The organism is Aequorivita antarctica (genome assembly GCF_007997155.1).
Taxonomy (GTDB): Bacteria; Bacteroidota; Bacteroidia; order Flavobacteriales; family Flavobacteriaceae; genus Aequorivita; species Aequorivita antarctica.
Genome location: NZ_VORT01000001.1, coordinates 192,238 through 214,981, shown reverse-complemented (window position 1 = coordinate 214,981; position 22,744 = coordinate 192,238). Strand labels below are relative to the sequence as shown.

Below are 22,744 nucleotides of genomic sequence, written 5' to 3'. Positions count from 1 at the left end.
TATTCTGTTGTTCGGTTTGTTACTAGGTATTATTCGGCTACATCCTTCTGTAAATATTCATCCAGATTTTTATGGATTTGAATTATTTTATAGTTTGGGGACGAAATCTCGAAAAAGGGATATTTAATCTTATAATTCTTGCTTTCTTTTAAAACTTCACCAAAACCACGGGCGCCTAATTTGGTTTTCAATCCGTGGACAATTACAAGTTTGTTTTTCGGGTCGAAGTAATCTATGGAAGTCACCATATCTGTATAGTAGTAATCTGAAATGGCTTTGTCCAGTTGTTCTTTAAGTTTTTGTGCAGCTTCCACTTCCTCATTTGTGAATTTATAAACCAATTTCCAATTTTCAGATTCTTCGTCAGGAACAAAATCCTTAATTGCAATCATAGGAAGCACATTGCTGTAAATTTGTTGTGCCTGCTTGCCTTCTTCAGTACTTGGATAATTAAGCGAAACAAAGTTTAATGCTTTCTTATAAGCCTCAAAACCTTGCTGGCGACCAATGGCAGTAGCTTTTAGCAATTCAAACTTTGGTACAATATCATTGCCGTTGTAAACCATCATATAATCGTTACATTTCTGGATGACTTCGGCATATTTAGCAGCTTCAAATTCTTTGTAAAGTTCTTTATACTTAAATTCTGGGCTAGACTCATCCGTTGGCAGTTGTGAATTTGGATTGCGAAGAATTTCAGCATAACGCGTTTCGGCATGGTTGGTCAAAATATCATTTCTGTATTTATCTGATTCGGAAGGATTTTCCAAAACTTCATAAATCTTAACCAAATTATATTTTGCAGGCACTACCAATCGCTCCTCAGGATTATAATTCAGCAGTTTTTCAAGTCTGTTTGCGGCAAGATTGTATTCTTTAAACTTTTCTTTGTAAATCAAGCCTAATTGGTAATATGCAAAGTTCCTATCTTTTGCCAAACTGTCTATTGCTTTTTTGTCTGTAGGTATTCTACTTATATAAGTTTCTGGCTTGTATAGTTCGTTTTCGGCTATTGGTGTTGCGGCAACCACTTCATCATCATTATTGATCAAAGAAGTTTGCTTGCTGGAAAGTCTCCAATTGTCCTCCAATTTTCTGTCTCCCCAAATTTTTCGGAATTCACCTTTTCCGTAAGCTACTGTGGAAGTATTATAAAAGTAGAATGTGCTGCCGCCTTTGTTTGGGCCAGAAGCTACATTACCTTTTTCATAAAACTCTTTATTGGCGATTTTCTGTTCAATTTTGATAGCTTCCAAAGAATCTTTTACCGCTTGCTCCTTCAATTTTGAAGTGTAATCGGTAAAAAAGGCAAGCTGTTCAGCTTCGCTCATTTTGGTCAATTTAAGGATGCTGTCATTTGTTGTGGCAATGTCTTCGTATTTTATTACATCCTCAAGGTTTTCACGCTTCTTTGAAACGCGGCGCCATTGACGGCTATTTTCTTCAAGAAATGTTAGCGTACTGTCGTAATAGGCTCCTGCATTTTTATATTCAGCATTGTCAAAATTTATTTCTGCAAGGGTTTGATAGTTTACTGATTGAAGAACTTTATCCTGCTTAAAGGCTTTGATGGATTTGTTGTAATATTTAATCGCTGTTTCAGTACTGTCGCTATTGAGGTAATAATCGCCAAACTGATTGTAGATTCTGTCCAAGAATGGACGGTTTTCACGGTTTTTCTCAAGATCCTGCAACAATTCCAAAAATGCGATACGGTCACCTTTTTCGTAATCGAAATTTTTTCCTTTTTCCAAATAGGCACTAATCATATAAGCTCTGGAAGTCTTGCGATTCATTGCAATAACCTCATCAAAAGCGATGTTAGCGCTGTCTTTTTCGCCGAGACGATTGTATATTTGGCCCTTTATAAAAGTATATCTTCCTTTTAATTCTTTGTCCTTCACATTCTCAGCCGCTATTTTAATGTAATCCAGCGCTGGTTGCAAAGAATCTAAATTTATAAATGCCTGTGTCATCATTGCGGCACCATCTGCAATTTCTTCCTCTTCCAAATCTGCTGTCTCAAACATCTTTTTGAGGTTTTCTATAGCGAATTCTTCGTTTTTTAAACGGATGTTGGTTTTTGCCTTCCAAACTTTCGCAAGGTTTATATTGTTACTGGTTGGATAACGGTCCAAAATAAAGTTGAAAGCGTCCAAAGCTGGAATAAAACGGCCGTCGTAATAACGCGCTTTTCCAAGCAACATATAAGCCTCGTCTATCTGAGGGTTGTATTCCTTTCCATCAATATACATGGAGTGTTTCTGGATTGCTTTTGCAGCTTTTTCCTCAGCCCGATTGAATTCGGCATTTTTAGAGGCGCCGGGAGCTTTAGCCTCTGCTTCCTCGATATTGATACGTTCTACTGGAAGTATTTCCCAAAAATTATCTCGAAAACCATACGCCAGTTGTTCCTTTCCATCTGTAAACGCCATATCGCCGTTGTACAGTGTGTTAAATTCCGTAGTTACCGCGTGAACATTGCGGTTCAAAAAGGTATTTTTTTTACGTGAACAAGCTGCCAAAAAAACAACAGCCAGAATAAATAATGTAATTTTATATGTGCCTTTCAAAATGCTTTCAGTTTATATGATATTGTAACTTAAAAGGTTCTATTTTAGTATGTAGAATCACTAAAGAGCGGTAAAAATACATTTCTTTTTAATATCTGCTCAACGAAACGCCTAAAAAATGCTTCACTTTAAAGTCTTTGAAGCTTTGTTTCCTTGATTTCCTTTGTACTTTTGCAAAAAAAATTCAAGATTATGAGCGAATTTCATGCGCTTACCGTTTCCGAAGTAAAAAAAGAGACCCCGAATTCTGTTTCTATATCTTTTTCAGTGCCCGAAAACTTAAAAAACCTTTTTACTTTTAAGGCAGGTCAATATATTACTGTAAAACATCAAAGTGGTGGTAAAGATTTACGTCGTGCCTATTCTATTTGCTCTTCGCCAAAAAGTGGTGTGCTGAGAGTAGCAGTTAAAAAAGTGGAAAAAGGAGCTTTTTCCGAATACGCCAATAAAAATTTGAAAGCTGGCGACACACTGCAAGTGATGCCACCAACGGGGAAATTTATTTTGGAGCCAAATTTAAAAAACTACGCTGCCTTTGCAGCAGGAAGTGGTATAACGCCTGTACTTTCGTTAATTAAATTCACTTTGGAAGAAATGCCACAAAGTACTTTTTTACTTGTTTATGGCAATCAAAGCATTGAAGAAACGATGTTTTACAACGAAATTTTGGAGCTTCAAAAACAGTTTCCGAATCGTTTTAATGCCGAATTTGTTTTCAGTAGAAAAGAAGTAGATAATGCCCAATTTGGAAGAATTGACCGCTCTATCGCAAACTTTTTTCTGAAAAATAAATATGCCAAAACGCTCTATGAAGCCTTTTATTTGTGTGGTCCCGAGGTAATGATTGATGAAGTTTCCGCAACGTTGAAACACAACGGCATCAACTCAAAACAGATTCATCATGAACTTTTTTCCACTGCGGAAAAAGGACTTTTGGTAGAAAAACATGATGGGAACACAAATATTACCATCACTTTAGATGATGATGTGGAAATTTTTGTAATGCCGCAAACCAAATCTATTCTTGAAGCAGCTTTAGACCAAGGTTTGGATCCACCATATTCTTGCCAGGGTGGTATTTGCAGCACGTGCATTGCCCGATTAAAAGAAGGAAAAGCCGAAATGCGTAAAAATCAAATTCTTACCGAAGCCGAAATTGCGGACGGATTGATACTTACCTGTCAAGCGCATCCCACAACGCCAAACGTTGTTGTGGATTATGATGATGTTTAAATAATTATTCTAAGAAATTTAGAGCAGTTCCCGTACTTTCTGAACTACTGTTTCAGGAGCAATAGTTTTCATCGCTTCCTCATAACCACTTGGAAATTTATTTCCATAAATAGAGGTAGGAATAAGGGGAAATTTTTTACGATCTGCCATCAATTGATTGCTTTCTGGCTGATTGAAAGGAACAAAACCCGCAAACGGATGTGTAACGCCCCAAAGTGTAACCACTGGCACGCCATACATAGCAGCCAAATGTCCATTACCACTGTCCATAGAAAGCATCAAGTCTAAATTTGAAATCAGGGCGAGTTCTTCTTCAAAAGTCAGTTTTCCGGCAACGTTGGTCACGTTTGCGAATGGATTTTCAAGTTTTTTGAGTAGTTGTATTTCTTTTTTTCCACCTCCGAAAAGGAAGATTCGGTATTTGTCGGTTTCGTCCAGATCGCGGATTAAATCAGCCATTAAACTTAGAGGATACATTTTGCTTTGATAAGCTGCAAAAGTTGCGATACCTATAAGTTTTTTGGACTCTATTCCTAAAAGTCCGTTGAGTTTTGGCGACAATTTTTTCTTTGGAGGTGCAATATGTTTTTCCAAGTCTATTGGAAAACCTAGCTTTTCAAAAACATCCGCGTACCGCTGATGGGTAGTTTTTAATTGTGAAATGTTTTCTCTTTTGGAAGAAATTAAACGTTTTTTTTCTGTTCTGCCTTTATCGATGGTGGCAGTTTTCAATCCTTTAAACTTTAGATATTTCGTGATGATTTTTGAACGAATCACGTTGTGAAGATCTGCTACGGCATCTATTTCCATGTCCTTGGCTTCCTTTGCCAATTTAATCAATCCGAAACGTTTGTGTTCTCCATAAACATCGGCTTCCAAAAAATCAAGATTGGGGATTCCTCCAAAAAAAGGTTTGAAAAAAGGACGGGAAAGTACAGTAATTTTTAATTCAGGATATGTTTGCGCCAAAACGCGAAGCACTGGCACGGTCATGGCCACATCGCCCATTGCGGAAAGGCGGATTACCAGTATGTGGGTGGGTTTAGGCATTGAGGTTTTGAAAACCTGTTAAGTTTAAAAATAGGTTTATTTCTTTCCGCGAAGTACAGGGTTCAATTCGTCGTCATTGTACATTTTCATCTGCTTATAGACTTTCATATATTTTCTGCCGTGGGCAATATCGTCCAATAATTGGTTGATCGCGGTACTTAAATCTACGCGTTGTTCCAACAGTATATTCAACTTTGCTTTGCAGGCCATTAGGTGTTCTTGGGAAGCATCTGTTCGGGTTGCTTCTTCATTCATGTGATACACTTTCAGCGCCAAAATAGAAAGACGGTCAACACCCCAAGCAGGGCTTTCGGTGTTTATGGTCGCGGCTTCATTCACTTTTACATCCTTGAATTTTTCTAAGAAATAGCTATCAATGTATTCCACCATATCGGTGCGATCTTGGTTTGAAGCATCAATTTGACGCTTCAGTTTTAAGGCGCCGACTGGATCAATATTTGGGTCGCGGATGATGTCTTCATAATGCCACTGCACCGTATCTATCCAACATTTTCGATATAATAAATGCTCAATCAAATGACTGCCTTTATTGTACGGATTGCTGAAGGCTTGGTCCACGGTATTGATTTCGTGATACTTATTTATTACTTCTGCGAAGATTTTGTTGGCTTTGTCTGAAAACATTATCTATTAATTTATTGTTGTTTATGTGTCTTCGATTCCGCTCAGACACCGACTTTATTTCTTTTCTAAAATGTGTAAATATTCAAAAGTTTCGGAGGCTTTGTGGTTTCGATTTTCGGTTTTATCTGCTTTAAAACGTTGGTATTTTTTTGTTTTCAAGCTGTACTCTCCGAAGCGTTCCATTACCGTTTGCACTTCCTGTTGGCTCATTAATCCTTCGTTGTTATAGCTTAGGAAAATGTATGGAAATTGTGCATTTTCAATCAATTCCTCAAAACTTTTAAGGACTTCTCCGGTTCTACACCAATCGCTTTTGTAGTAATTGCGCAGACCCGTTTTTCCCTTAGGCACAAAGGTATCATATTTTGCGATAGTATTCAGCAAATGATAGTTGGCGCCGTACTGACGGGCATTATACGGAGGGTCTAAATATAGAATATCACCTTCAATTTTTTTGATAAGTGCATTGCTGTCTTCCTGAAAAACTTGATGAGCGCTTTCTGTTTGCTGAAAAATAGCGGGTTTAATAACTAATTTTTTTGCAGCTGAAGTTTTTATATGTTTTAAATACGCGCCATAAACGGAGGCAGTATTCGCCACTTTATCCGCGCTTTCCAGCAAAGAGGCCAGTAGAAAATAATATTGGTCTTCCGTAATTTTTGAAGTATTTTTCCAGTCTTCAATTTGAAGTCGAACCGCATCTATTTTCTGTCCATTTTCTGAAGTGAAATAGTTTCTACCTGCTTTTCCGTCTTCGGAATAATGCTGAAAAATGAAGCCTTTTTTTCCGCTGAGCGAATTCAATTCATTTAAAAATTCTTCGAAATAGAAAGCAGTATGATTGCCGATGTAATTTTGGTTTAGAACATAGCTGTAAAATTCCATATCATTAGCAATTACTTGTTTTACATAGGGTTTAAAATTTCGACCAACAATTCCTGTACCTGCAAAAAGGTCACAAAAAACCTTTTTGGAAAGATCTTTTCCGCAAGTTTCGGTAACCGTTTCAAAAATGAAGCTGGAGAGTTTATGTTTGCTGCCTATGTAGTTCATTTGGAAACCCAGATAATATCGCTCAAAGTTGTTTGTCCGTCGGCAAAAGTAAAGGAATGTAGTTGCGCTGGCTTAAATGCTGCAACATATTTTTCGATTGCTTTTTTAAGAAGTGTGAGTTCAGCTTTTAGTTTCCAGTGTTCGCCAGTACGTTCAAAAACTACAATAAAAAGACGATTTTTGAAATGATGGCGTTTTTGGGTGCTTTGATTTTTGTAAAGCCATTCAATCAATTCGCCTTTGTGGCTTTGGGCGTATTCAAAAGATTTTTCAAACTGCTTTGGAAACACAGATGTTTTATGGTCAAAAGGGATTCCTAAGAGATAAAAATCCTTTTCAGAATCTCTTACTTCCTCAGCAGGCTCAATGCCTTCCATTTCAGCAAATATTTGCTCCACAGTCTGTGCGCTCCAGAAATTATACCATCGGTTGGCGGCGTATTGAAAAAACTGTTGCTTGTCCAATTCCTGTGCTTCAGCAACAATTGCGATTTTCTGAACAAGCGTGTCCCAACTGGAGGTTCGGTAAATAAAATTTGTGTAATTATCCCAAGCATCATTCTGCTTTCGGAACCATTTATAGGGATGTTGGTGCCGTCTTTTTAATTCCTTTTCAATATTTTGAAGATTCAGTAGACTCATAAGAATAAAAATACAAACGGTAAAACCACAACCAACCATAGCATAATTTCCTTGAACCAAAATTCGGAAACATCTTTTTCCACAAAACGATCTGTTTCAAATCCTTCAATATAATTAGCCGCAATAATTGAAATGGGAGCCAATACAAAAAGTATTTCGGCGCCCGTTTTTTCGGGGCCCATCAAGGCCACAAATAAGCTGGTCAGACTCACGTAAAGCATCAAAAGATAGTTGGACTTCTCTTTTAAGGAGACTGCGGAAAGTCTTAAAATTCGATACAATCCCGTCCAAATATAAAAAGCGAGAATTACTGTAGCTGGCACCAAAACAGAGGCTAAGTTGTATTTTGAAAAATCAAAACTTATAGGTTCCTTCCAATTAAAAAACCACTCAAACGAATTGTATACAAGTAGTTGGTATGCCGTATTTATTAATAAAACAGCCATAAAACCTGTGAAAGGAATTAGCATCTGCTTATAGTTTGAATTCGGTTTTTGTATAATGGCTATCAAAAGTGGCACAAAAAACAACAGGCTCCAAAAATAAAACAGGGACGCAATGGTAATCCAAAGACTCGCATCAAGAATTTTCTTTGATGAATTTTTATCGCTTCGCAAACTCATAATCCTTCGCAAGGCAAGAATTAGAAAAGCATTGGCTAAAAGAATTGTATGCTGAAGAAAAATAACAGGCAGCATTACCATAAAACAGGTAAAAAATAGAATGGCGAAGGTGTTTGTTTTTGTCAAATGGTTTTTTCGGATAATAAAATCCAACAGCAACATAATCAACACACTAAGAATTACAAAAATACCATGAACAAACAGTAAAAACGGTGTAATGTCAATGGCAGATCCTGAAATTGCACCCAATAAATACCCTACAACAATAAAAACACCTAGAATTAAATAATTTATTGGATTAGATTTTCCGAAAAAGCTTGTTAGCATAAGGGGTATTTTTATATTTTTGCTTTCTAAAGATTAAAGATATGACTTGGAAAGGTTTTTGGGAAGGAATAGCTTCTCTTTTTGAAAATGTGCTTTTTATCCCTTATAATGCTTTGGCAAAGGTAGAGCTTGATAGCTGGTGGCTTGCAAATATTGTTTCCTGGACTCTTTTACTCACAGGTGCTATTGCCTTCACTTATTGGATGATTAAGTTGAAAAGTTTCAACGAAAGCACGGAAAGCACATACACTTACAACGAAAATCCCTAATATTCAGGATTTGCCTTCTCACCTTTAGTGGTTGGGGTTAAAGGTCGAAGCCTATATCAGTACGATACTTCATCCTGTCAAAAGATAGTTTTTCTATATTTTGATAGGATTTTTTTAGTGCCTTTTTGTAATCACTGTCCAATGAAGTTACGGCCAAAACACGGCCCCCATTGGTGAGAATTCTACCATTTTCTGATTTTGTTCCAGCGTGAAAAACGATGGAGCCTTCCACGTTTTCTATGCCTGAAATTTCCTTTCCTTTTTCGTAATCTTCAGGATAGCCGCCTGAAACGAGCATTACCGTCGCTGCTGCTCTTTCGTCAATTTCAATATTTATAACATTGAGTTTTTGATGATAGGTGGCTTCAAATAAATCAACCAAATCTGTTTTTATGCGAGGAAGCACCACTTCGGTCTCGGGATCGCCCATACGCACGTTGTATTCTATAACGTAAGGTTCGTTGTTTACTTTTATCAAGCCGATGAACACAAAACCTTTGTAATCAATATTTTCTTCGGAAAGACCGTTCACGGTTGGTTTCACGATTCGGTCTTCAATCTTTTTCATCAAAATATCATCGGCAAAAGGAACTGGTGAAATGGCGCCCATTCCTCCCGTATTTAAACCAGTATCTCCTTCGCCAATACGCTTATAATCTTTTGCTGTAGGAAGAATTTTGTAGTTTTTGCCATCAGTAAGTACAAAAACGCTGAGTTCTATGCCGTCCAAAAATTCTTCTATGACAACTTTGGAGCTCGCTTCGCCAAACTTGCTATGCGCAAGCATATTTTCAAGTTCCTGTTTGGCTTCGTTTAAATCTTTCAAAATCAAAACACCTTTTCCTGCGGCCAATCCGTCGGCTTTCAAAACATAGGGTGGATTTAATTTTTCCAAAAATACTTTTCCTGCGTCCAAAGATTCAACAGTAAAGCTCTCGTAAGCAGCCGTGGGAATGTTGTGCTGCATCATAAACTCTTTTGCGCGCTGTTTGCTTCCTTCCAATAATGCACCGCGTTTTGACGGTCCTATGAGCATTACGTTTTTCAATTCATTTGTTTCAGAAAAATAATCAGCTATTCCTTGCACCAAAGGGTCTTCCGGGCCAACCACTACCATTTCGATTTTATTTTCAACAACACATTTTTTTACAGCCTCAAAATCGGTTGCCTTTATGTTTATATTTGTCGCTATTGATGGCGTACCGGCGTTTCCGGGCGCCACAAAAAGTTTTTCGCAACGTTTGCTCTGTGAAAGTTTGTAAGCAAAAGTATGTTCGCGACCACCGGAACCAAGGATGAGAATATTCATAATTGAAATGTTTTGTTTCGGTGTCAAAAATAATTCATTTTAATGCTAAAACAAGTCAATAGCAAATAAAAGGTCCCGCTATTCAGTAGGATTTCTAGAACTAACAATTTGCGAAAGTTTTGGAATAAAAACTTTCGCAAATTGGGTTTCAGTAAATTTGTACCTTGAACCGCTAATTTATTTAAAAATTAAAGTAAGCCTTTGAGACTTTTCGACTTTTCCCTTTTTCTGAAACGTTTCCCTATTAAGAGGGCCAAGGAGGAATTGCTTCAAATTTCTGAAATAAAAGAAGCAGATTACGAAGCATTTTTGAGTGTAAAAAAGGCCAAAATTGTAAATTATCAGTTAGAGCACAACCGTTTTTATCGCAAGAAGGTGAAAGGTAGTTTTTCAGATTGGGAATCACTTCCTATAATGAAAAAGGAAGATTATCAAATACCATTGCAAGAAAGGCTTACAAAAGGTTTTTCAGAAAAGAATGTTTACCTAAACAAAACGTCGGGTTCCAGTGGTAATCCTATTCGTTTTGCGAAAGACAAGTACAGCCACGCTATCACTTGGGCATACCACATGGAGCGGTTTGGTTGGTACGGAATAGACTTCAACACTTCACTTCAGGCACGTTATTACGGAATCCCGTTAGATACAATTGAAAACAAAACCGTACAGCTAAAAGATTTTCTGGCTAACCGCCATCGGTTTTCAATACTTGATCTTTCCGAAAAAGCATTGGACGAAATGTTGGAAGTTTACAAAAAGAAACCGTTTGATTATATCAACGGTTATACCAGCAGTATTGTGCTTTTCGCGAAATATTTGAAGGAAAAAAATATTGTTTTAAAGTATGTTTGCCCTTCATTGAAAGTCTGCATCGTTACTTCCGAGATGCTTTTTGAGGATGACAAAAATTTGCTCGAAAAACATCTTGGTGTTCCCGTGGTCAATGAATATGGATGCTCAGAAGTGGGCGTCATTGCGTTTACCAATCCAGAAGGCGAATGGGAAGTGGATTCTAAAACGCTTTTTATGGAAATTTTGGATGAAAACGACAAACCGCTTACTTTGGGAAAAGAAGGGCGAATAGTTATTACTTCATTGGACAACAAAGCACATCCGTTTATCCGTTATGAAATTGGTGATTACGGTGCTTTAAGCGAAAAAAGCACTTCCAAAAAGCCTATCTTGAAAAAGTTATTGGGCAGAACTAATGATTTTGCATTACTTCCCAGCGGGAAAAAAGCAGCAGGGATGACTTTTTATGTTATCACGAAAAAAATAATGGAAGAAAGTGGAAACATGAAGGAATTTAAAGTGATTCAAACAAAGATTGATACTTTTGAAATAAATTATGTGAGTAATGAAATTTTAAAAGCGGAGAAAATAAAGGCTATAACAGAAACACTGGAGCAGTTTTTAGAAAAGGGACTCACCTTTCATTTTAACCGAAAAGAGCAGTTGGACAGAACTGCAAGCGGCAAATTGAAGCAGTTCGTTTCCATGGTAATACAATAACTTCTTTCAAAAATTGTCAAAAGAAATCCTTCTAATAACTAACTATTTTCCGCCCGAAAAAGGTGCGGCAGCCAACCGAATGCAAAGCATTGCAGAAGGTTTAGGGAAAGCTGGTTATTCAGTAAAAGTAGTTTGTCCATTGCCAAATTATCCCAATGGAAAAATATTTGAAGCTTACAGGGGAAAGTTGTCATTTACAGAAGATGCTTCTTTTGGAAAAATATTTCGATTATGGACTTGGCCAAGCAATTCTGCCAATAAATTTGTTCGGTTGGTTTCAATGCTTTCGTTTTCATTGAGTTTGGTGTTATTCTTTATTTTCAACAAAGTGCCAAAAAAAATATTTATTCAATACTCTCCTGTTTTTATAGGATTTACTGCGGTTTGTTTGGGACGAATGTTTTCAAAAAAGATAATCTTGAATGTTTCCGACTTATGGCCATTGGCGGGACTAGAAATGGGTATTTTGAAAAAAGGATTGTATTATTCAATACTATTGAAAATGGAGCGTTTCTGTTATCGAAAGGCATATTTAATTGTTGGACAATCTGAAGAAATTCTTCAACATATTTCAACATTTGAAGCAGAGAAACTTTTCTTTTTGTATCGCAATATTCCAAACTTTGATGCTCCTTCAATAAAAGAAAAACCAACATCCGAAGAAATCAAAATCGTTTACGCGGGTTTATTGGGAATGGCACAAGGAATTTTTGAAATCTGCCAACGAATTACATTTCCAAAAAATGTAAGCCTTCACATCTACGGAGCAGGGCCAGAGGCTGAAAAACTAAAGTCGTTGCAAAAACAAAACATCTTTTTTTACGGCGAATTGGATAGGCCTTCACTTCACAAGGCACTACAAGGTTATGATATTGCTTTTATTCCCTTAATTAAGAGAATTTATGGATCCGTTCCCTCAAAAATATTTGAATACACCCGTTTGGGGCTGCCGGTGCTATATTTTGCTGGTGGAGAAGGTGGCGAAATTGTAGAAAAAGAATCTTTGGGGTGGGTTGTTCCTGTAGACGATTTTGGAGCGCTACAAGATTTAATAAATTCTATTTCCCAAATGGAATTGCAACGTTTTCCAAAAGAAATTGTTCAGAATAATTCTATTTTGGCATTTGATTTCACTAGGCAGTTTGAATCGTTTATTGTTTCTCTTAAAGCTATTTAGTATGCCTTATCTTCGCCTCGAAGCGCGTTGAAGATAGTTTGGAAGACGATCTTTAGATCGAGAAAAAGACTCCAGTTTTCGAGATAAAAAATATCATATTTCACTCTATTGATAATATGGCTCTCGCTTTCCACCTCGCCACGGAAACCACTTATTTGTGCCAATCCTGTTATGCCTGGTTTGATAAAATGGCGAACCATAAATTTGTCGATCCTTTCGGCGTACATATGGGTGTGACTTACCATATGTGGGCGCGGTCCCACCACACTCATTTCACCCTTTAGCACATTGATAAACTGTGGCAGCTCATCGATACTAGTCTTTCGGATTATGCGTCCGACCTTTGTTACGCGTTCGTCTCCTTTTTTTATTTGGTGTAAGTGCGCCATAGGGTTGGGCTTCATGGATCTGAACTTGTAACAATAAAACTCTTTATAGTCCAGACCATTCCTTTTTTGTTTAAAAAATACAGGCCCTTTGGATTCCAACTTTATCCAAAGTCCAAGCAAGGGTGTTAGCCAAGATAAAAGCCCTATGATAACCAATAGTGAAAGTACAATATCAAAACTTCGTTTTATAAACTTATTAAAAGGTTCATCCATTGGGATTTTTCTCAGAGACAGGATGGGTAGTACTCCGTAATAAGTAAAATCCAGTTTTTTGCTATAAATCTCTTTGTTGTCGGGAAGAAATTTTAGGATTTTGAGGTTGTTGTCCACAAAATCAATCAGTTTAATAAGATCTTTATTCCCAATTTCCGCTACAGAAGAATACACCTCATCTATCTCTTCCTCCAAAATATAATCCATACATTCCTCTATGGAAACTTTGTCCGGACCTTTTAGATCAAAGGTTTTGTAGAGTTTATAGCCATAAACGGGATTGGTGGTGAAAAACTTCCGCAACAGATCTGTCTTTTGGTTAAGACCAATTATAACAACCTTACGAACGTTTCCTCCCAGATGCAAGCGATATTTCTTGAGAAGAAAGAAGACTCCTAATTTTACAATAGTAATACAGCCCATCACCAATAGAATATATTTAAATATCGATGATGCCGAAGTAGACAACTCATTATAAAAGCCAAAAAAGGAAAAAACAATCAGAACAAAAATAACTCCCTGTCTTCCTATTAAGGACATTATTTTTGCAAGATGGGTAAAGCGATAAATCTCATAAAAACCTGAACGCAATGAAAGCAATGGCCACGCAACGGTCAAAAAAACAATATAATTAAAATATGGAAAGGGTGTGCCAAAAAATTCAAAAGCGAAAAAATGGATAAAGAAAAGGTCTATTCCATAAGAAATAGGCCGCAACCACCCAGAATATCTTCCACTTTTAAACATTTTTTATCTATTGTGTTTTGAAAAATCTTTATGTTCACTTTTAAAAAGGTCCTCTTTTGAAAGATTTTTAAAATATTCAAAAGTTTTCTTCATTCCTTCCTCTCTCGATACTTTTGGTTCCCAACCCAATATTTCCCTTGCTTTTGAGATATCCGGTTCTCGCTGCATAGGGTCATCTTGTGGCAATGGTTTAAAGACTATCTTTTGCTCGGTGCCTGTTAATTTGATTATCTCTTTCGCAAAATCAAGAATTGTTATTTCCTCGGGATTACCAATGTTAACAGGCAGGGAATAATCGCTCATCAATAAACGGTACAATCCTTCCACCTCATCATCCACATAGCAGAACGAACGGGTTTGCATTCCATCTCCGAATACGGTTAAGTCTTCGCCCCGAAGCGATTGTCCAATAAATGCTGGAATTACACGGCCATCATTCAGCCTCATCCTTGGACCATAGGTGTTGAAAATACGTGCAATACGGGTTTCCAAACCATGAAATCTATGGTAAGCCATAGTAATGGATTCCTGAAAGCGTTTTGCTTCGTCATAAACCCCTCGAGGACCAATGGTATTTACGTTTCCAAAATACTCCTCAGTTTGCGGATGCACCAAAGGATCGCCATAAACTTCGGAAGTAGAGGCTATTAAAATGCGCGCGTTTTTCTCCTTCGCCAACCCCAAAAGGTTGTGTGTTCCCAAAGATCCTACTTTTAAGGTCTGGATGGGTATTTTTAAATAATCTATCGGGCTTGCAGGCGAAGCAAATTGGAGTATATAATCTATCTTCCCTGGAACATGAACGAACTTAGTTATGTCGTGATGGTAGAACTCAAAAGCTTCCAATTTAAAAAGATGGGCAATGTTTTTAAGATCGCCCGTAATAAGATTGTCCATCGCGATTACGTGGAAATCTTCAGCTATAAATTTATCGCAGAGGTGAGAGCCTAAAAACCCTGCGGCACCTGTAATAAGTACACGCTTCCTCATAGATTAATTGCTTTTCTTCCTACGGAAACATAGGTGAAACCTTCTGTTTCCATATCTTGGATGTTATATAAATTTCGGCCATCAAAAACAACAGGGTTTTTTAATAATTTTTTCAGTCTGTCATAATCGGGGGTACGGAAAATACTCCATTCGGTACAGATTAAAAGTGCATCTGCTTTGTCAAGCGCAGCATACATAGAATCTGAATAATTCAATTTATTGCCAAACCGTTTTTCAATATTCGGCATTGCTTCGGGATCAAACACTTGGAGTTTAGCTCCTTTATCTAGCAATGCTTCCATCATATCTATGGATGGGGCTTCGCGGATATCATCTGTTTCGGGTTTAAAGGCCAATCCCCAAATAGCGATTGTCTTTCCTTTTAAATTGTTGTTGAAATATTTCTCAATTTTAGGCAGTAAAATTGTTTTTTGAGCTGAATTGATCTCGATTACTGAATTCAAAATCTTGAAGTCGTAGTTTTTATCTTTTCCAGCTTTCTGAAGTGCTTTCACATCTTTTGGGAAGCAAGACCCACCATAACCAATTCCAGGAAAAAGAAAACGCTTGCCAATACGGCTGTCGCTGCCCATTCCGGCACGAACCATATCTACATCTGCGCCAACTTTTTCGCAATAGTTGGCAATTTCGTTCATAAAAGTAATCTTGGTAGCCAAAAAGGAGTTTGCAGCATATTTTGTGAGCTCGGCTGATTTTTCATCCATTATGATTATTGGATTTCCCGAGCGTACAAAAGGACCATAAAGCTTTTTCATCAAATCAGTTGCTCTTTCACTGCTGGACCCAACAACGATGCGTTCGGGTTTTAAAAAATCGTCTACCGCAAAGCCTTCACGAAGAAACTCTGGGTTGGAAACTACATCAAATTTACAAGAAGCATTTTTTGCAATTACACTGTGCACTTTTTCCGCTGTACCTACAGGCACAGTACTTTTGTCCACGATTACTTTGTAACTCTTTATTTTCTTTCCAATTTCTTCGGAAACGCTCAAAACATAGGAAAGATCTGCAGAGCCGTCTTCATCTTCTGGGGTTGGAAGTGCAAGAAAAATAATGTCACCATGTTCCAAACCTTCTTCTAGTGAAGTTGTAAACTTTAAACGATTCGCTTTAATATTTCTTTCAAAAAGCACGTCTAAATGCGGTTCATAGATTGGCACTTCGCCGTTACGCATTTTTTCTACTTTCGCCTTGTCTATATCTACACAGACTACTTCATTTCCTGTTTCTGCCAAACAGGTTCCTGTTACAAGGCCTACATAGCCAGTTCCTATTACTGAAATTTTCATTTATCTCTTTCTATCTTTTCAAAAATTGAAAAGGTTTTTTTGTTATCAAAGCGCAAAAGTACAATTTGCAATTCTTTTTATATCTTTTTTATACTGTTGTTTTCCGCGGGTTTAGCAGTTGTCATTAGTACAATCAAAATGAAGCCTACATAATATGCTCCAATCTGTCGGTTAAATAGATTTTCAACTAAACAGTACATTATCAATATTGCCAACATAGCTGTGGGTAAAAATTGCTTTCGGGTTGAGAAAACACTGGCAACAATAAAAACCAAGAAAAGCAACAAGGCTATAAAACCTGCACTTAGGTAAAAATCCAAAAACTGGTTATGTGTGTTATAGCGTTCAGAAACAAATTTTTCTTTTTTCGTTGGATTGGAAATTTGAGTTTCGTAACAAGAAACCAACTTCTCTTTTGTAGTGTCGAAACCCATTCCGGTTAAAGAAAAACCTTCTTCATTAATTATGTTTTGAGCGCACTTCCAAACCACTGCCCTGAGTTCATAGGTCATTGATTTTTCAATAAAAGCAGGAGGACTTTTGTGGCTTTCTTGGTTGAATTGAATGCTTCTTTCATTTTTAATAATTAAGAACAATCCCACTACCGCGGCTAATGCTAAAACGGCAATTACAAGCTTCCAAATTTTCCGTTGGCCATAAAACTGTCTAATCAATAACAGTATAAACAACGAAACAACGGCAATTTTTGAAGCGATTAAAATAATGAATAGTGCATTGACAAAAATATTGGCCAAATAATAGTTGTTGTTGGGGTGGTATTTTTTTTGAATTGCCTGAAAGGAAATCAAAATACTGAAAGTGCTGAGTAGCCCTAAATAAAGCCTATCTATCAATAGGGATTCTATGACTTGTGGAGAATCACCAAGAGCAAAACTTCCAGTTGCGTCAGTTATTAGCACAAAATTATAGACCGAAAAAATGATGGCTGCCAATGATGAAAAAATGATTGCGCTGTTTATTTTTTTTACATCCGCCACTGGAATGTAAAGAATTGCAAGCCCTACGGCTATCAATACTTTTTTGATAACGTTGAAATCTCCATCCCATCGACCTGAAAAAAATGAATTAAGGCAGAGGTATGCAAAAAAACCTAAAAATATTGCAATCGGGAGTGATTTGAGTTTTTTTAAATCCTCTTTTTTAACAACAAATGGAAAAGCTACTAGGAGTATAGCCAACAATATGTTTGGTGGGGCCCTGAAATATTCATCAAATGGGATAATAAGGTAGAGCAGCAAAAAAGCATAGGGGTATATGGCGGAGAGCAGTATCCTCATTGTTATTTAGCGTATCTTAAATTTTAGGGAAAGATAGAAAACTCTCGCCTAAAAACCTTATTTGAACTTTCAATTTAATTCAGAAAGTCATTTTGCAATACTTTAAAAAACCGTAGGTGTTTTGAACCATTATATATTTGTAGGAAAAAAGGGCTATTTTCTTACATTTTAATGACTTTGCTATGGCTTTGGTATGGCTTTGCTATGGAGTATCTATGGAGGAGGGTTTTTGGACAAGACAGTTACCCATCCTGAAATAAATCTACTAGTATTTAATAATGCAATTATCGTTTATTTGAAAAACGCTCTCTAAGTACCAAGTAAATAAATTTAGAATTTCCCACCAAATAGCGTTTCCACATGCGCCTAGGTTCTTGGGCAAAGCGATAGAACCATTCTAGACCTGCGTTTTGCATCCAGGTAGGTGCACGCTTGGTTTTTCCAGCCACTACATCAAAACTGCCGCCTACGCCCATAATTAGGTTTACTTCTTTAAGAATATCGCGGTATTTGTAGAGAAAATTTTCCTTGATGGGGGAGGATATTGCGACGAAGAGCATTTGGGTTCCGCTGTCTGCTATTTGTTGCGCAATTGTTTTTTCCTCTGAAGGGGAGAAGTATCCGTTTCTATATCCTGCAATGATTTCTGGACCGTAGCTTTCAGCGTATTTCTCAACAACGCTTTTAACCACTTCTTCTTTTGCTCCAAATAAGAAAATTTTGTTGTGATTTTTATGTGCCATTTCAACGAGGCTTGCCATAAGGTCTATACCAGCAACGCGCTCCTTAAGTGGTTTTCCTAAAAACCGTGAGGCCCAAACCACAGCTTGTCCGTCAGCGTTGATGATATTACTTTGATTGACACTTTGGCGTAGTTCTGAATCCTTTTGCATCGCCACAACTTTACCTGCATTTACGACTACATGGTGGAGTTGTTCACCAGTTTGGATTTTTTCCTGCACCAATGCAAGGGTTTCCTCCATAGAAAGGTTATCTATGGTCGTGTTTAGGATTTGGATTCTATTGTTCATTTGTTTCTAAAAAATAGTATGAAAATGCATAAAACATCCAAGCCTGTGCCCATCGCATATATGGAATGTTTGAGTTAAAAAATTTATTTTTTTGATACTGGAAAAATCCTTTATCTGACTGCATGTTCTCCACGGTCCAATTCAAAACTTTGTCGATTAATTTTTCATTCTTCTTGAAAACTTCCAGTTTGCTCAAAGTTACGACCAATTGTGCAGGCGCGTGAATATCAATTGGAAAAACAGAATTGTTATAATATTTTGAAATCCCTTCTTCCGTAAAAAAAGTTTTTAAATAATAATCCAATCCTTTTTCAATATGTTTAGAAAAGGAGTTGTCACCAGATATTTTTTGATAGGTATAAATACATTCCAGATTATAACCTGAATGAAAGTTATCAACCCATTGGTGGTATGGCAGAGTTCCGTAAGCCCAAGCACCATTTTCCTGTTGAAAATCGGCAGCATATTGCACTGCTTTTCTGGCTTCGATTAGTAGGTTTTCTTCTTTGGTAAACTCATAAACCAAACTCAATAGTTTCGCACCGAGCAACGAAGCATTAAAAACCTGTGTTTTGTCCAATGGTGAATAAGAAAAAGAAAAGTCGTCCTTTTCATCATACGTTCTGTTTAAATCCTTTAAAACGAATTGCGTTGCGCCCTTTGCAACTTCTAAATATTCTTCGTTTTTCGTGATTTTATAAGCTTCCAGTAATGCTTCAGTGATAAACGTAGTGGCAACAACCGTAGGCATTCCTTTGGGTTGAAAGAAAGCGCGTGCCTGCCAGTCAAAATTATAGCCCCAACAGGCTCCGGAATATCCTTGGGTCTGCATTTTCAGAACTTGTGCGGAAAGCTGGTTTATTTTTTTGAGATATTCAGGTTTGGGGTCAGTTTTATAAAGATTGCAATACCCAGTGATGAAAAGACCAAGTCCTTTAGCGTTATAGCCTTTTTCTACGGAAGTAATTTGGCGTAAATTAATCGGGCTTCTTTTAAAAACCTGAATCCAAGCAAGTCTGAAAAAACGGGATTTGGAAATTACGGGAAGTGATTTGAACAATTTGCTGTTAAGCCCATCATATGGATCCCAACCCTTAAAGTTTTCTTTTTCGCAATAGGATTTTAGTTTTTGAAAACTTTCCAAAAAACCATTATGTGGTAACATGTGTTTCGCAATTTCGGGGCAAAAGTAGCAATATTTCCCCTTTAGTATTGCTATAAACTTGTTTTTATAAGTCCAATTGGTCTATAATGTAAAGCGCTAGCTTATTATGGCCATTTTCATTAAAGTGAAGCACATCAATTTTATCCTTGTCTTCCCCGTTTTTGTATATTCCAAAATTTTCAGCGGAAAGAATATAAGATGCATCTATAAACCTAACATTCTTCTCCGTACAATAGGCTTTTATGTTTTCAATTAAATCTCTGTACTCCTTAATTTGTGGATAGGCAAGTTTGTTATTATAATGCCAGAATGGCGTGATTAATAAAGCTGATTTAGAAGAAAATTCTTTGTTTTGGGCTGCTAAAAAATCTACAGAATTTTTCATGTTCAGCAAAATCAATTGCCAATCTGCCTGACTGTATAAATACGCTGCGTTTTTTCGGATTAAAGATTTGTCTTCAGCACCAGCATTAGGAACCAAATTCTCGCTTTTGGAATCATCATCTCCTTGAGTTATTTTTACATCGTCAAACCAAACTGTACCCGTTCCTCCATAAAAAAGCAAGAAAGGGCGTAGGCTAACCACATTTTTATCAAAAGTAATTGTGGTATTTACTTTTTGCCAATCGTGGTCTTCTTTTGAAAAACTAAGGTTATTGTAAAACTGAGTTTCGGAACCATCTTCAAATGTCACTCCCAAATAGAAAGCATAAAATGTTATGTTTCCGCCTATATTTTCAGCTTTGCTGTATGCCTCAAAATTGAAGGTTTTGGATGGAGTATCCAGATATATAGGATCGCCCAACCACAAAGCATTTTGAGGGTTTGCATTCGAGATTTTTAATGACTTCTTCCCGGAATGCATTGCTATACTATCCCAACCTGTTATATCATTCAGTTCCTGCTTATTGGTGGACCAGTACTCTGGTTTCAACTCATCCGTTACTTCAGAGGCGATAGTTAAGGTATCTACTTTATGAGACCCAAATAGTGCATCTGTTTTGTATTTAAGCCATTTTTGAATTCCAGTTCTTTTGGAATAAAGAATGCTTTTTTCCTTTGTAATACCTTCAAGGTAGGCACTTATTTTATTGTTAAATGTGATTGGAAATTTGAATTCTTCTTTAGCTAAACTAGCTTTGTTCAAATCCTTAATTTCATCTTGAGTTTTATAGGTATTTTTTTCTATTGCTTGTAAAGTAGGTCTTGTTTTATTGACACCGCTATCCCAAGGTGTCATTGCAATAATTATGTTTTGGGGCTGCAGAATTGAGGCAGCTTTGTTAGCAATCAACAATTTTTCAGGGGCCGTCATTCCTCCCATGGAAAGATTGTATGTCTGGTATTTATCGTTGGTTAAATATTCTATTTTTGTTGAAACAACTTGGGAACGGGATTTCCAGTATTCTTCACCCTGAACAACAATAAGCTGGGAAGATCCCACTATTAATAGTTTTTCTTTTTTTGAATACTTTAAATTGTTTAGAACTCGGTCAATATCGTTTCCGTCTGAAGGGTCAATGGTCAAATTGTTTATTGCTATTAAAGAATCCAGCAAAGCTTCCCTAGACTTTGCCATGGTGTTTAGGTCTTCATTTAAGGCCAAGAATGGAACACCTTCGGGATCTTTTATGAAGGAAGACGAAACGATATTTGCCAGCAGTACAAAGAACAGTGCGGCGATCATAAACTGAATTAAAAATAGGCGTTGTTTGTTTTCCATCATTCCTTAAAATTGAAAATAAATAAAAGCCTGATTGTCATCACTTCCAAAGAGAAGTACCATAAATATCGCCAGACCGAACAAGAGTCCCTGAACAACTGGTCTTGAAAAAATGTGGTCTTGCTTTTGTTCAACCTTATCAAAATATTTTGTACCGAAAAAGTGTCCAACCACTGTTAAGGCAAGTAATAAAACGAAGAACAAAGGAACGACGTAGTTCTCACTGTTCTCAAACACGAACATTTTCTTTATCATATATAAAGAGTCTGCTAGGGTTTGCGCCCTAAAGAAAACCCAAGTGACCATCACAAAAATCATCGTCATTAACCACGCAAAAATTGTATAAATGGAAGCCGTTATTCCAGTAAAATTAAATTTACTTGAAACCTTTGTTTTATATAATTTGTGCACAATAAGTGCACCGCCGTGCAAGCCTCCCCAAATTACAAAGTTCCAGCTGGCACCATGCCACAAACCGCCCAAAAGCATCGTAATCATTAGGTTTCTATAATACATTGGCTTGGAACATCGGCTTCCTCCAAGCGGAATAAAAAGATAATCGCGAAGCCAGGTAGATAAACTAATATGCCATTTTCGCCAGAACATGGTTATATCTGTAGCATTATAGGGCATATTAAAGTTCTCCATAAGTTTGAATCCCAAAAGTGCCGCAACTCCTATTGCCATATCAGAATAGCCAGAAAAATCACAATATATCTGAATGCTATAGGAAACTACGCCAACCCAAGTTGCTAGGGTGCCGTGCTGTTCGGGGTTTGCAAATATTACATCAGATATTTGCGCAATATTATCAGCAATTACTACTTTTTTTACCAACCCAAGCAGGAAGTAATTCGCAGCAAGCTGAAAGTTTATATTCTTAAAATAGTTGTTCGCTTTTAACTGTGGAATAAAATCTATAGCCCGAACAATAGGCCCTGCAACAAGTTGGGGGAAGAAAGTAACATACAATGAAAATTCGAAAAAATCTTTTGATGGTTTCATTTTATCATTGTAGATATCTATGGTATAACACATAGATTGAAAAGTGTAAAATGAAATCCCTACTGGTAAAATTACGTTTACAAAGAAATTGGTTCCACCGCCGTCTGAAACCAACCCTGAGACTTGGTTTACAGTATCAAGAAAGAAGTTTACGTACTTAAAATAGGCCAAAAAACCCAAATTGATTACCAAACTGAGTATTAAGAAAAACTTCTTTTTGTGTTTGGAAGTAGCCTTATAAATTTCCTTTCCGGCTATAAAATCTACCAATGTTGAAAAAAGAATGAGTAAAATAAACATTGGATTCCACGACATGTAGAAATAATACGATGCCAAAAGAAGAAAAATAATTCTTGCTTTTAAACGGGTATCATCGTTTTTAATGGCACCCAAAACGAACCAATAAATAGCAAAAACAACAATGAAGAATACTAAAAATAGTGGAGTAGAAAAAATCATAT

General features: G+C 36.9%; 19 protein-coding genes. 4 read left to right on the top strand and 15 right to left on the bottom strand.

Features of this window, described 5'->3' with window-relative positions:
• Nucleotides 1-29 precede the first annotated feature (29 nt).
• A complete protein-coding gene (gene porW / locus ESU54_RS00985) occupies nucleotides 30-2,573 on the bottom strand; it encodes a type IX secretion system periplasmic lipoprotein PorW/SprE (RefSeq protein WP_111842976.1) in 2,544 nt (847 codons plus the stop codon).
• 192 nt (nucleotides 2,574-2,765) lie between these two features.
• Here porW and ESU54_RS00980 point away from each other — a divergent pair, with 192 nt between their 5' ends.
• Nucleotides 2,766-3,806, top strand: coding sequence for a ferredoxin--NADP reductase (locus tag ESU54_RS00980; RefSeq protein WP_111843259.1), 1,041 nt, complete (start codon nucleotides 2,766-2,768; stop codon nucleotides 3,804-3,806).
• 18 nt (nucleotides 3,807-3,824) lie between these two features.
• Here ESU54_RS00980 and ESU54_RS00975 read toward each other — a convergent pair whose 3' ends face one another.
• From ESU54_RS00975 to ESU54_RS00955, 5 genes are read right to left on the bottom strand one after another with little or no spacing between them, the layout of a single operon-like run.
• Nucleotides 3,825-4,856 (bottom strand): glycosyltransferase family 9 protein, encoded by a 1,032-nt coding sequence (locus ESU54_RS00975; RefSeq protein WP_111842977.1) that lies wholly within the window; start codon nucleotides 4,854-4,856, stop codon nucleotides 3,825-3,827.
• A gap of 36 nt (nucleotides 4,857-4,892) precedes the next feature.
• A complete protein-coding gene (locus ESU54_RS00970; protein ID WP_111842978.1) occupies nucleotides 4,893-5,501 on the bottom strand; it encodes a DUF4254 domain-containing protein in 609 nt (202 codons plus the stop codon).
• Between the two features lie 54 nt (nucleotides 5,502-5,555).
• The gene (locus ESU54_RS00965; RefSeq protein ID WP_111842979.1) at nucleotides 5,556-6,554 is read right to left on the bottom strand and encodes a DNA adenine methylase; all 999 of its coding nucleotides are present in this window, start codon (nucleotides 6,552-6,554) and stop codon (nucleotides 5,556-5,558) included.
• Nucleotides 6,551-7,195 (bottom strand): hypothetical protein, encoded by a 645-nt coding sequence (locus ESU54_RS00960; RefSeq protein WP_235004482.1) that lies wholly within the window; start codon nucleotides 7,193-7,195, stop codon nucleotides 6,551-6,553. The genes ESU54_RS00965 and ESU54_RS00960 overlap by 4 nt, the downstream gene beginning before the upstream one ends.
• On the bottom strand, nucleotides 7,192-8,145 hold the full coding sequence (locus ESU54_RS00955) for a DUF6427 family protein (RefSeq protein ID WP_111842981.1): 954 nt from the start codon (nucleotides 8,143-8,145) through the stop codon (nucleotides 7,192-7,194). Before ESU54_RS00955 ends, ESU54_RS00960 begins: the two co-directional genes overlap by 4 nt.
• A 41-nt stretch (nucleotides 8,146-8,186) precedes the next feature.
• On the opposite strand from ESU54_RS00955, the gene ESU54_RS00950 reads away from it, so the two are divergent.
• Nucleotides 8,187-8,414 carry a DUF6341 family protein gene (locus ESU54_RS00950; protein ID WP_111842982.1) on the top strand — a complete coding sequence of 76 codons (228 nt, stop codon included), beginning with the start codon at nucleotides 8,187-8,189 and terminating at the stop codon, nucleotides 8,412-8,414.
• Nucleotides 8,415-8,451: 37 nt separating this feature from the next.
• Here the strand turns inward: ESU54_RS00950 and purD are convergent, their stop codons facing one another.
• Nucleotides 8,452-9,723, bottom strand: coding sequence for a phosphoribosylamine--glycine ligase (purD, locus tag ESU54_RS00945; protein WP_111842983.1), 1,272 nt, complete (start codon nucleotides 9,721-9,723; stop codon nucleotides 8,452-8,454).
• Nucleotides 9,724-9,924: 201 nt separating this feature from the next.
• On the opposite strand from purD, the gene ESU54_RS00940 reads away from it, so the two are divergent.
• Together ESU54_RS00940 and ESU54_RS00935 are read left to right on the top strand one after the other, a co-directional pair.
• Nucleotides 9,925-11,235, top strand: a complete 1,311-nt coding sequence (locus ESU54_RS00940) for a phenylacetate--CoA ligase family protein (RefSeq protein ID WP_111842984.1) — start codon at nucleotides 9,925-9,927, stop codon at nucleotides 11,233-11,235.
• A gap of 13 nt (nucleotides 11,236-11,248) precedes the next feature.
• Complete coding sequence (locus tag ESU54_RS00935; protein ID WP_111842985.1) at nucleotides 11,249-12,412, top strand: glycosyltransferase family 4 protein; 1,164 nt, start codon at nucleotides 11,249-11,251, stop codon at nucleotides 12,410-12,412.
• Here the strand turns inward: ESU54_RS00935 and ESU54_RS00930 are convergent.
• The 8 genes from ESU54_RS00930 to ESU54_RS00895 all read right to left on the bottom strand — a co-directional run bounded on the left by ESU54_RS00930 (nucleotide 12,409) and on the right by ESU54_RS00895 (nucleotide 22,742).
• Nucleotides 12,409-13,761: an exopolysaccharide biosynthesis polyprenyl glycosylphosphotransferase gene (locus ESU54_RS00930; protein ID WP_111842986.1), complete on the bottom strand. Its 1,353-nt coding sequence runs from the start codon at nucleotides 13,759-13,761 to the stop codon at nucleotides 12,409-12,411. The two genes, ESU54_RS00935 and ESU54_RS00930, sit on opposite strands and share 4 nt — an antisense overlap.
• A 3-nt stretch (nucleotides 13,762-13,764) precedes the next feature.
• A complete protein-coding gene (locus tag ESU54_RS00925) occupies nucleotides 13,765-14,751 on the bottom strand; it encodes a UDP-glucuronic acid decarboxylase family protein (RefSeq protein WP_111842987.1) in 987 nt (328 codons plus the stop codon).
• A complete protein-coding gene (locus ESU54_RS00920; RefSeq protein ID WP_111842988.1) occupies nucleotides 14,748-16,061 on the bottom strand; it encodes a UDP-glucose dehydrogenase family protein in 1,314 nt (437 codons plus the stop codon). The genes ESU54_RS00925 and ESU54_RS00920 overlap by 4 nt, the downstream gene beginning before the upstream one ends.
• Nucleotides 16,062-16,138: 77 nt before the next feature.
• The gene (locus ESU54_RS00915) at nucleotides 16,139-17,359 is read right to left on the bottom strand and encodes an O-antigen ligase family protein (protein WP_111842989.1); all 1,221 of its coding nucleotides are present in this window, start codon (nucleotides 17,357-17,359) and stop codon (nucleotides 16,139-16,141) included.
• A gap of 284 nt (nucleotides 17,360-17,643) precedes the next feature.
• Nucleotides 17,644-18,390 (bottom strand): WecB/TagA/CpsF family glycosyltransferase, encoded by a 747-nt coding sequence (locus ESU54_RS00910; RefSeq protein ID WP_111842990.1) that lies wholly within the window; start codon nucleotides 18,388-18,390, stop codon nucleotides 17,644-17,646.
• Nucleotides 18,380-19,555: a beta-L-arabinofuranosidase domain-containing protein gene (locus ESU54_RS00905; RefSeq protein ID WP_111842991.1), complete on the bottom strand. Its 1,176-nt coding sequence runs from the start codon at nucleotides 19,553-19,555 to the stop codon at nucleotides 18,380-18,382. The genes ESU54_RS00910 and ESU54_RS00905 overlap by 11 nt, the downstream gene beginning before the upstream one ends.
• Before the next feature lie 64 nt (nucleotides 19,556-19,619).
• Nucleotides 19,620-21,281: an SGNH/GDSL hydrolase family protein gene (locus ESU54_RS00900; protein ID WP_111842992.1), complete on the bottom strand. Its 1,662-nt coding sequence runs from the start codon at nucleotides 21,279-21,281 to the stop codon at nucleotides 19,620-19,622.
• Between the two features lie 3 nt (nucleotides 21,282-21,284).
• A complete protein-coding gene (locus ESU54_RS00895; RefSeq protein WP_111842993.1) occupies nucleotides 21,285-22,742 on the bottom strand; it encodes an MBOAT family O-acyltransferase in 1,458 nt (485 codons plus the stop codon).
• Nucleotides 22,743-22,744 lie beyond the last annotated feature (2 nt).

Excerpts from the sequence above, each read along its gene's own strand:
- ESU54_RS00980 (WP_111843259.1), top strand. The coding sequence starts at position 2,766 with ATGAGCGAATTTCATGCGCTTACCGTTTCCGAAGTAAAAAAAGAGACC.
- ESU54_RS00975 (WP_111842977.1), bottom strand. The coding sequence starts at position 4,856 with ATGCCTAAACCCACCCACATACTGGTAATCCGCCTTTCCGCAATGGGC.
- ESU54_RS00970 (WP_111842978.1), bottom strand. The coding sequence starts at position 5,501 with ATGTTTTCAGACAAAGCCAACAAAATCTTCGCAGAAGTAATAAATAAG.
- ESU54_RS00965 (WP_111842979.1), bottom strand. The coding sequence starts at position 6,554 with ATGAACTACATAGGCAGCAAACATAAACTCTCCAGCTTCATTTTTGAA.
- ESU54_RS00960 (WP_235004482.1), bottom strand. The coding sequence starts at position 7,195 with ATGAGTCTACTGAATCTTCAAAATATTGAAAAGGAATTAAAAAGACGG.
- ESU54_RS00955 (WP_111842981.1), bottom strand. The coding sequence starts at position 8,145 with ATGCTAACAAGCTTTTTCGGAAAATCTAATCCAATAAATTATTTAATT.
- ESU54_RS00950 (WP_111842982.1), top strand. The coding sequence starts at position 8,187 with ATGACTTGGAAAGGTTTTTGGGAAGGAATAGCTTCTCTTTTTGAAAAT.
- purD (WP_111842983.1), bottom strand. The coding sequence starts at position 9,723 with ATGAATATTCTCATCCTTGGTTCCGGTGGTCGCGAACATACTTTTGCT.
- ESU54_RS00930 (WP_111842986.1), bottom strand. The coding sequence starts at position 13,761 with ATGTTTAAAAGTGGAAGATATTCTGGGTGGTTGCGGCCTATTTCTTAT.
- ESU54_RS00925 (WP_111842987.1), bottom strand. The coding sequence starts at position 14,751 with ATGAGGAAGCGTGTACTTATTACAGGTGCCGCAGGGTTTTTAGGCTCT.
- ESU54_RS00920 (WP_111842988.1), bottom strand. The coding sequence starts at position 16,061 with ATGAAAATTTCAGTAATAGGAACTGGCTATGTAGGCCTTGTAACAGGA.
- ESU54_RS00915 (WP_111842989.1), bottom strand. The coding sequence starts at position 17,359 with ATGAGGATACTGCTCTCCGCCATATACCCCTATGCTTTTTTGCTGCTC.
- ESU54_RS00910 (WP_111842990.1), bottom strand. The coding sequence starts at position 18,390 with ATGAACAATAGAATCCAAATCCTAAACACGACCATAGATAACCTTTCT.
- ESU54_RS00905 (WP_111842991.1), bottom strand. The coding sequence starts at position 19,555 with ATGTTACCACATAATGGTTTTTTGGAAAGTTTTCAAAAACTAAAATCC.
- ESU54_RS00900 (WP_111842992.1), bottom strand. The coding sequence starts at position 21,281 with ATGATGGAAAACAAACAACGCCTATTTTTAATTCAGTTTATGATCGCC.
- ESU54_RS00895 (WP_111842993.1), bottom strand. The coding sequence starts at position 22,742 with ATGATTTTTTCTACTCCACTATTTTTAGTATTCTTCATTGTTGTTTTT.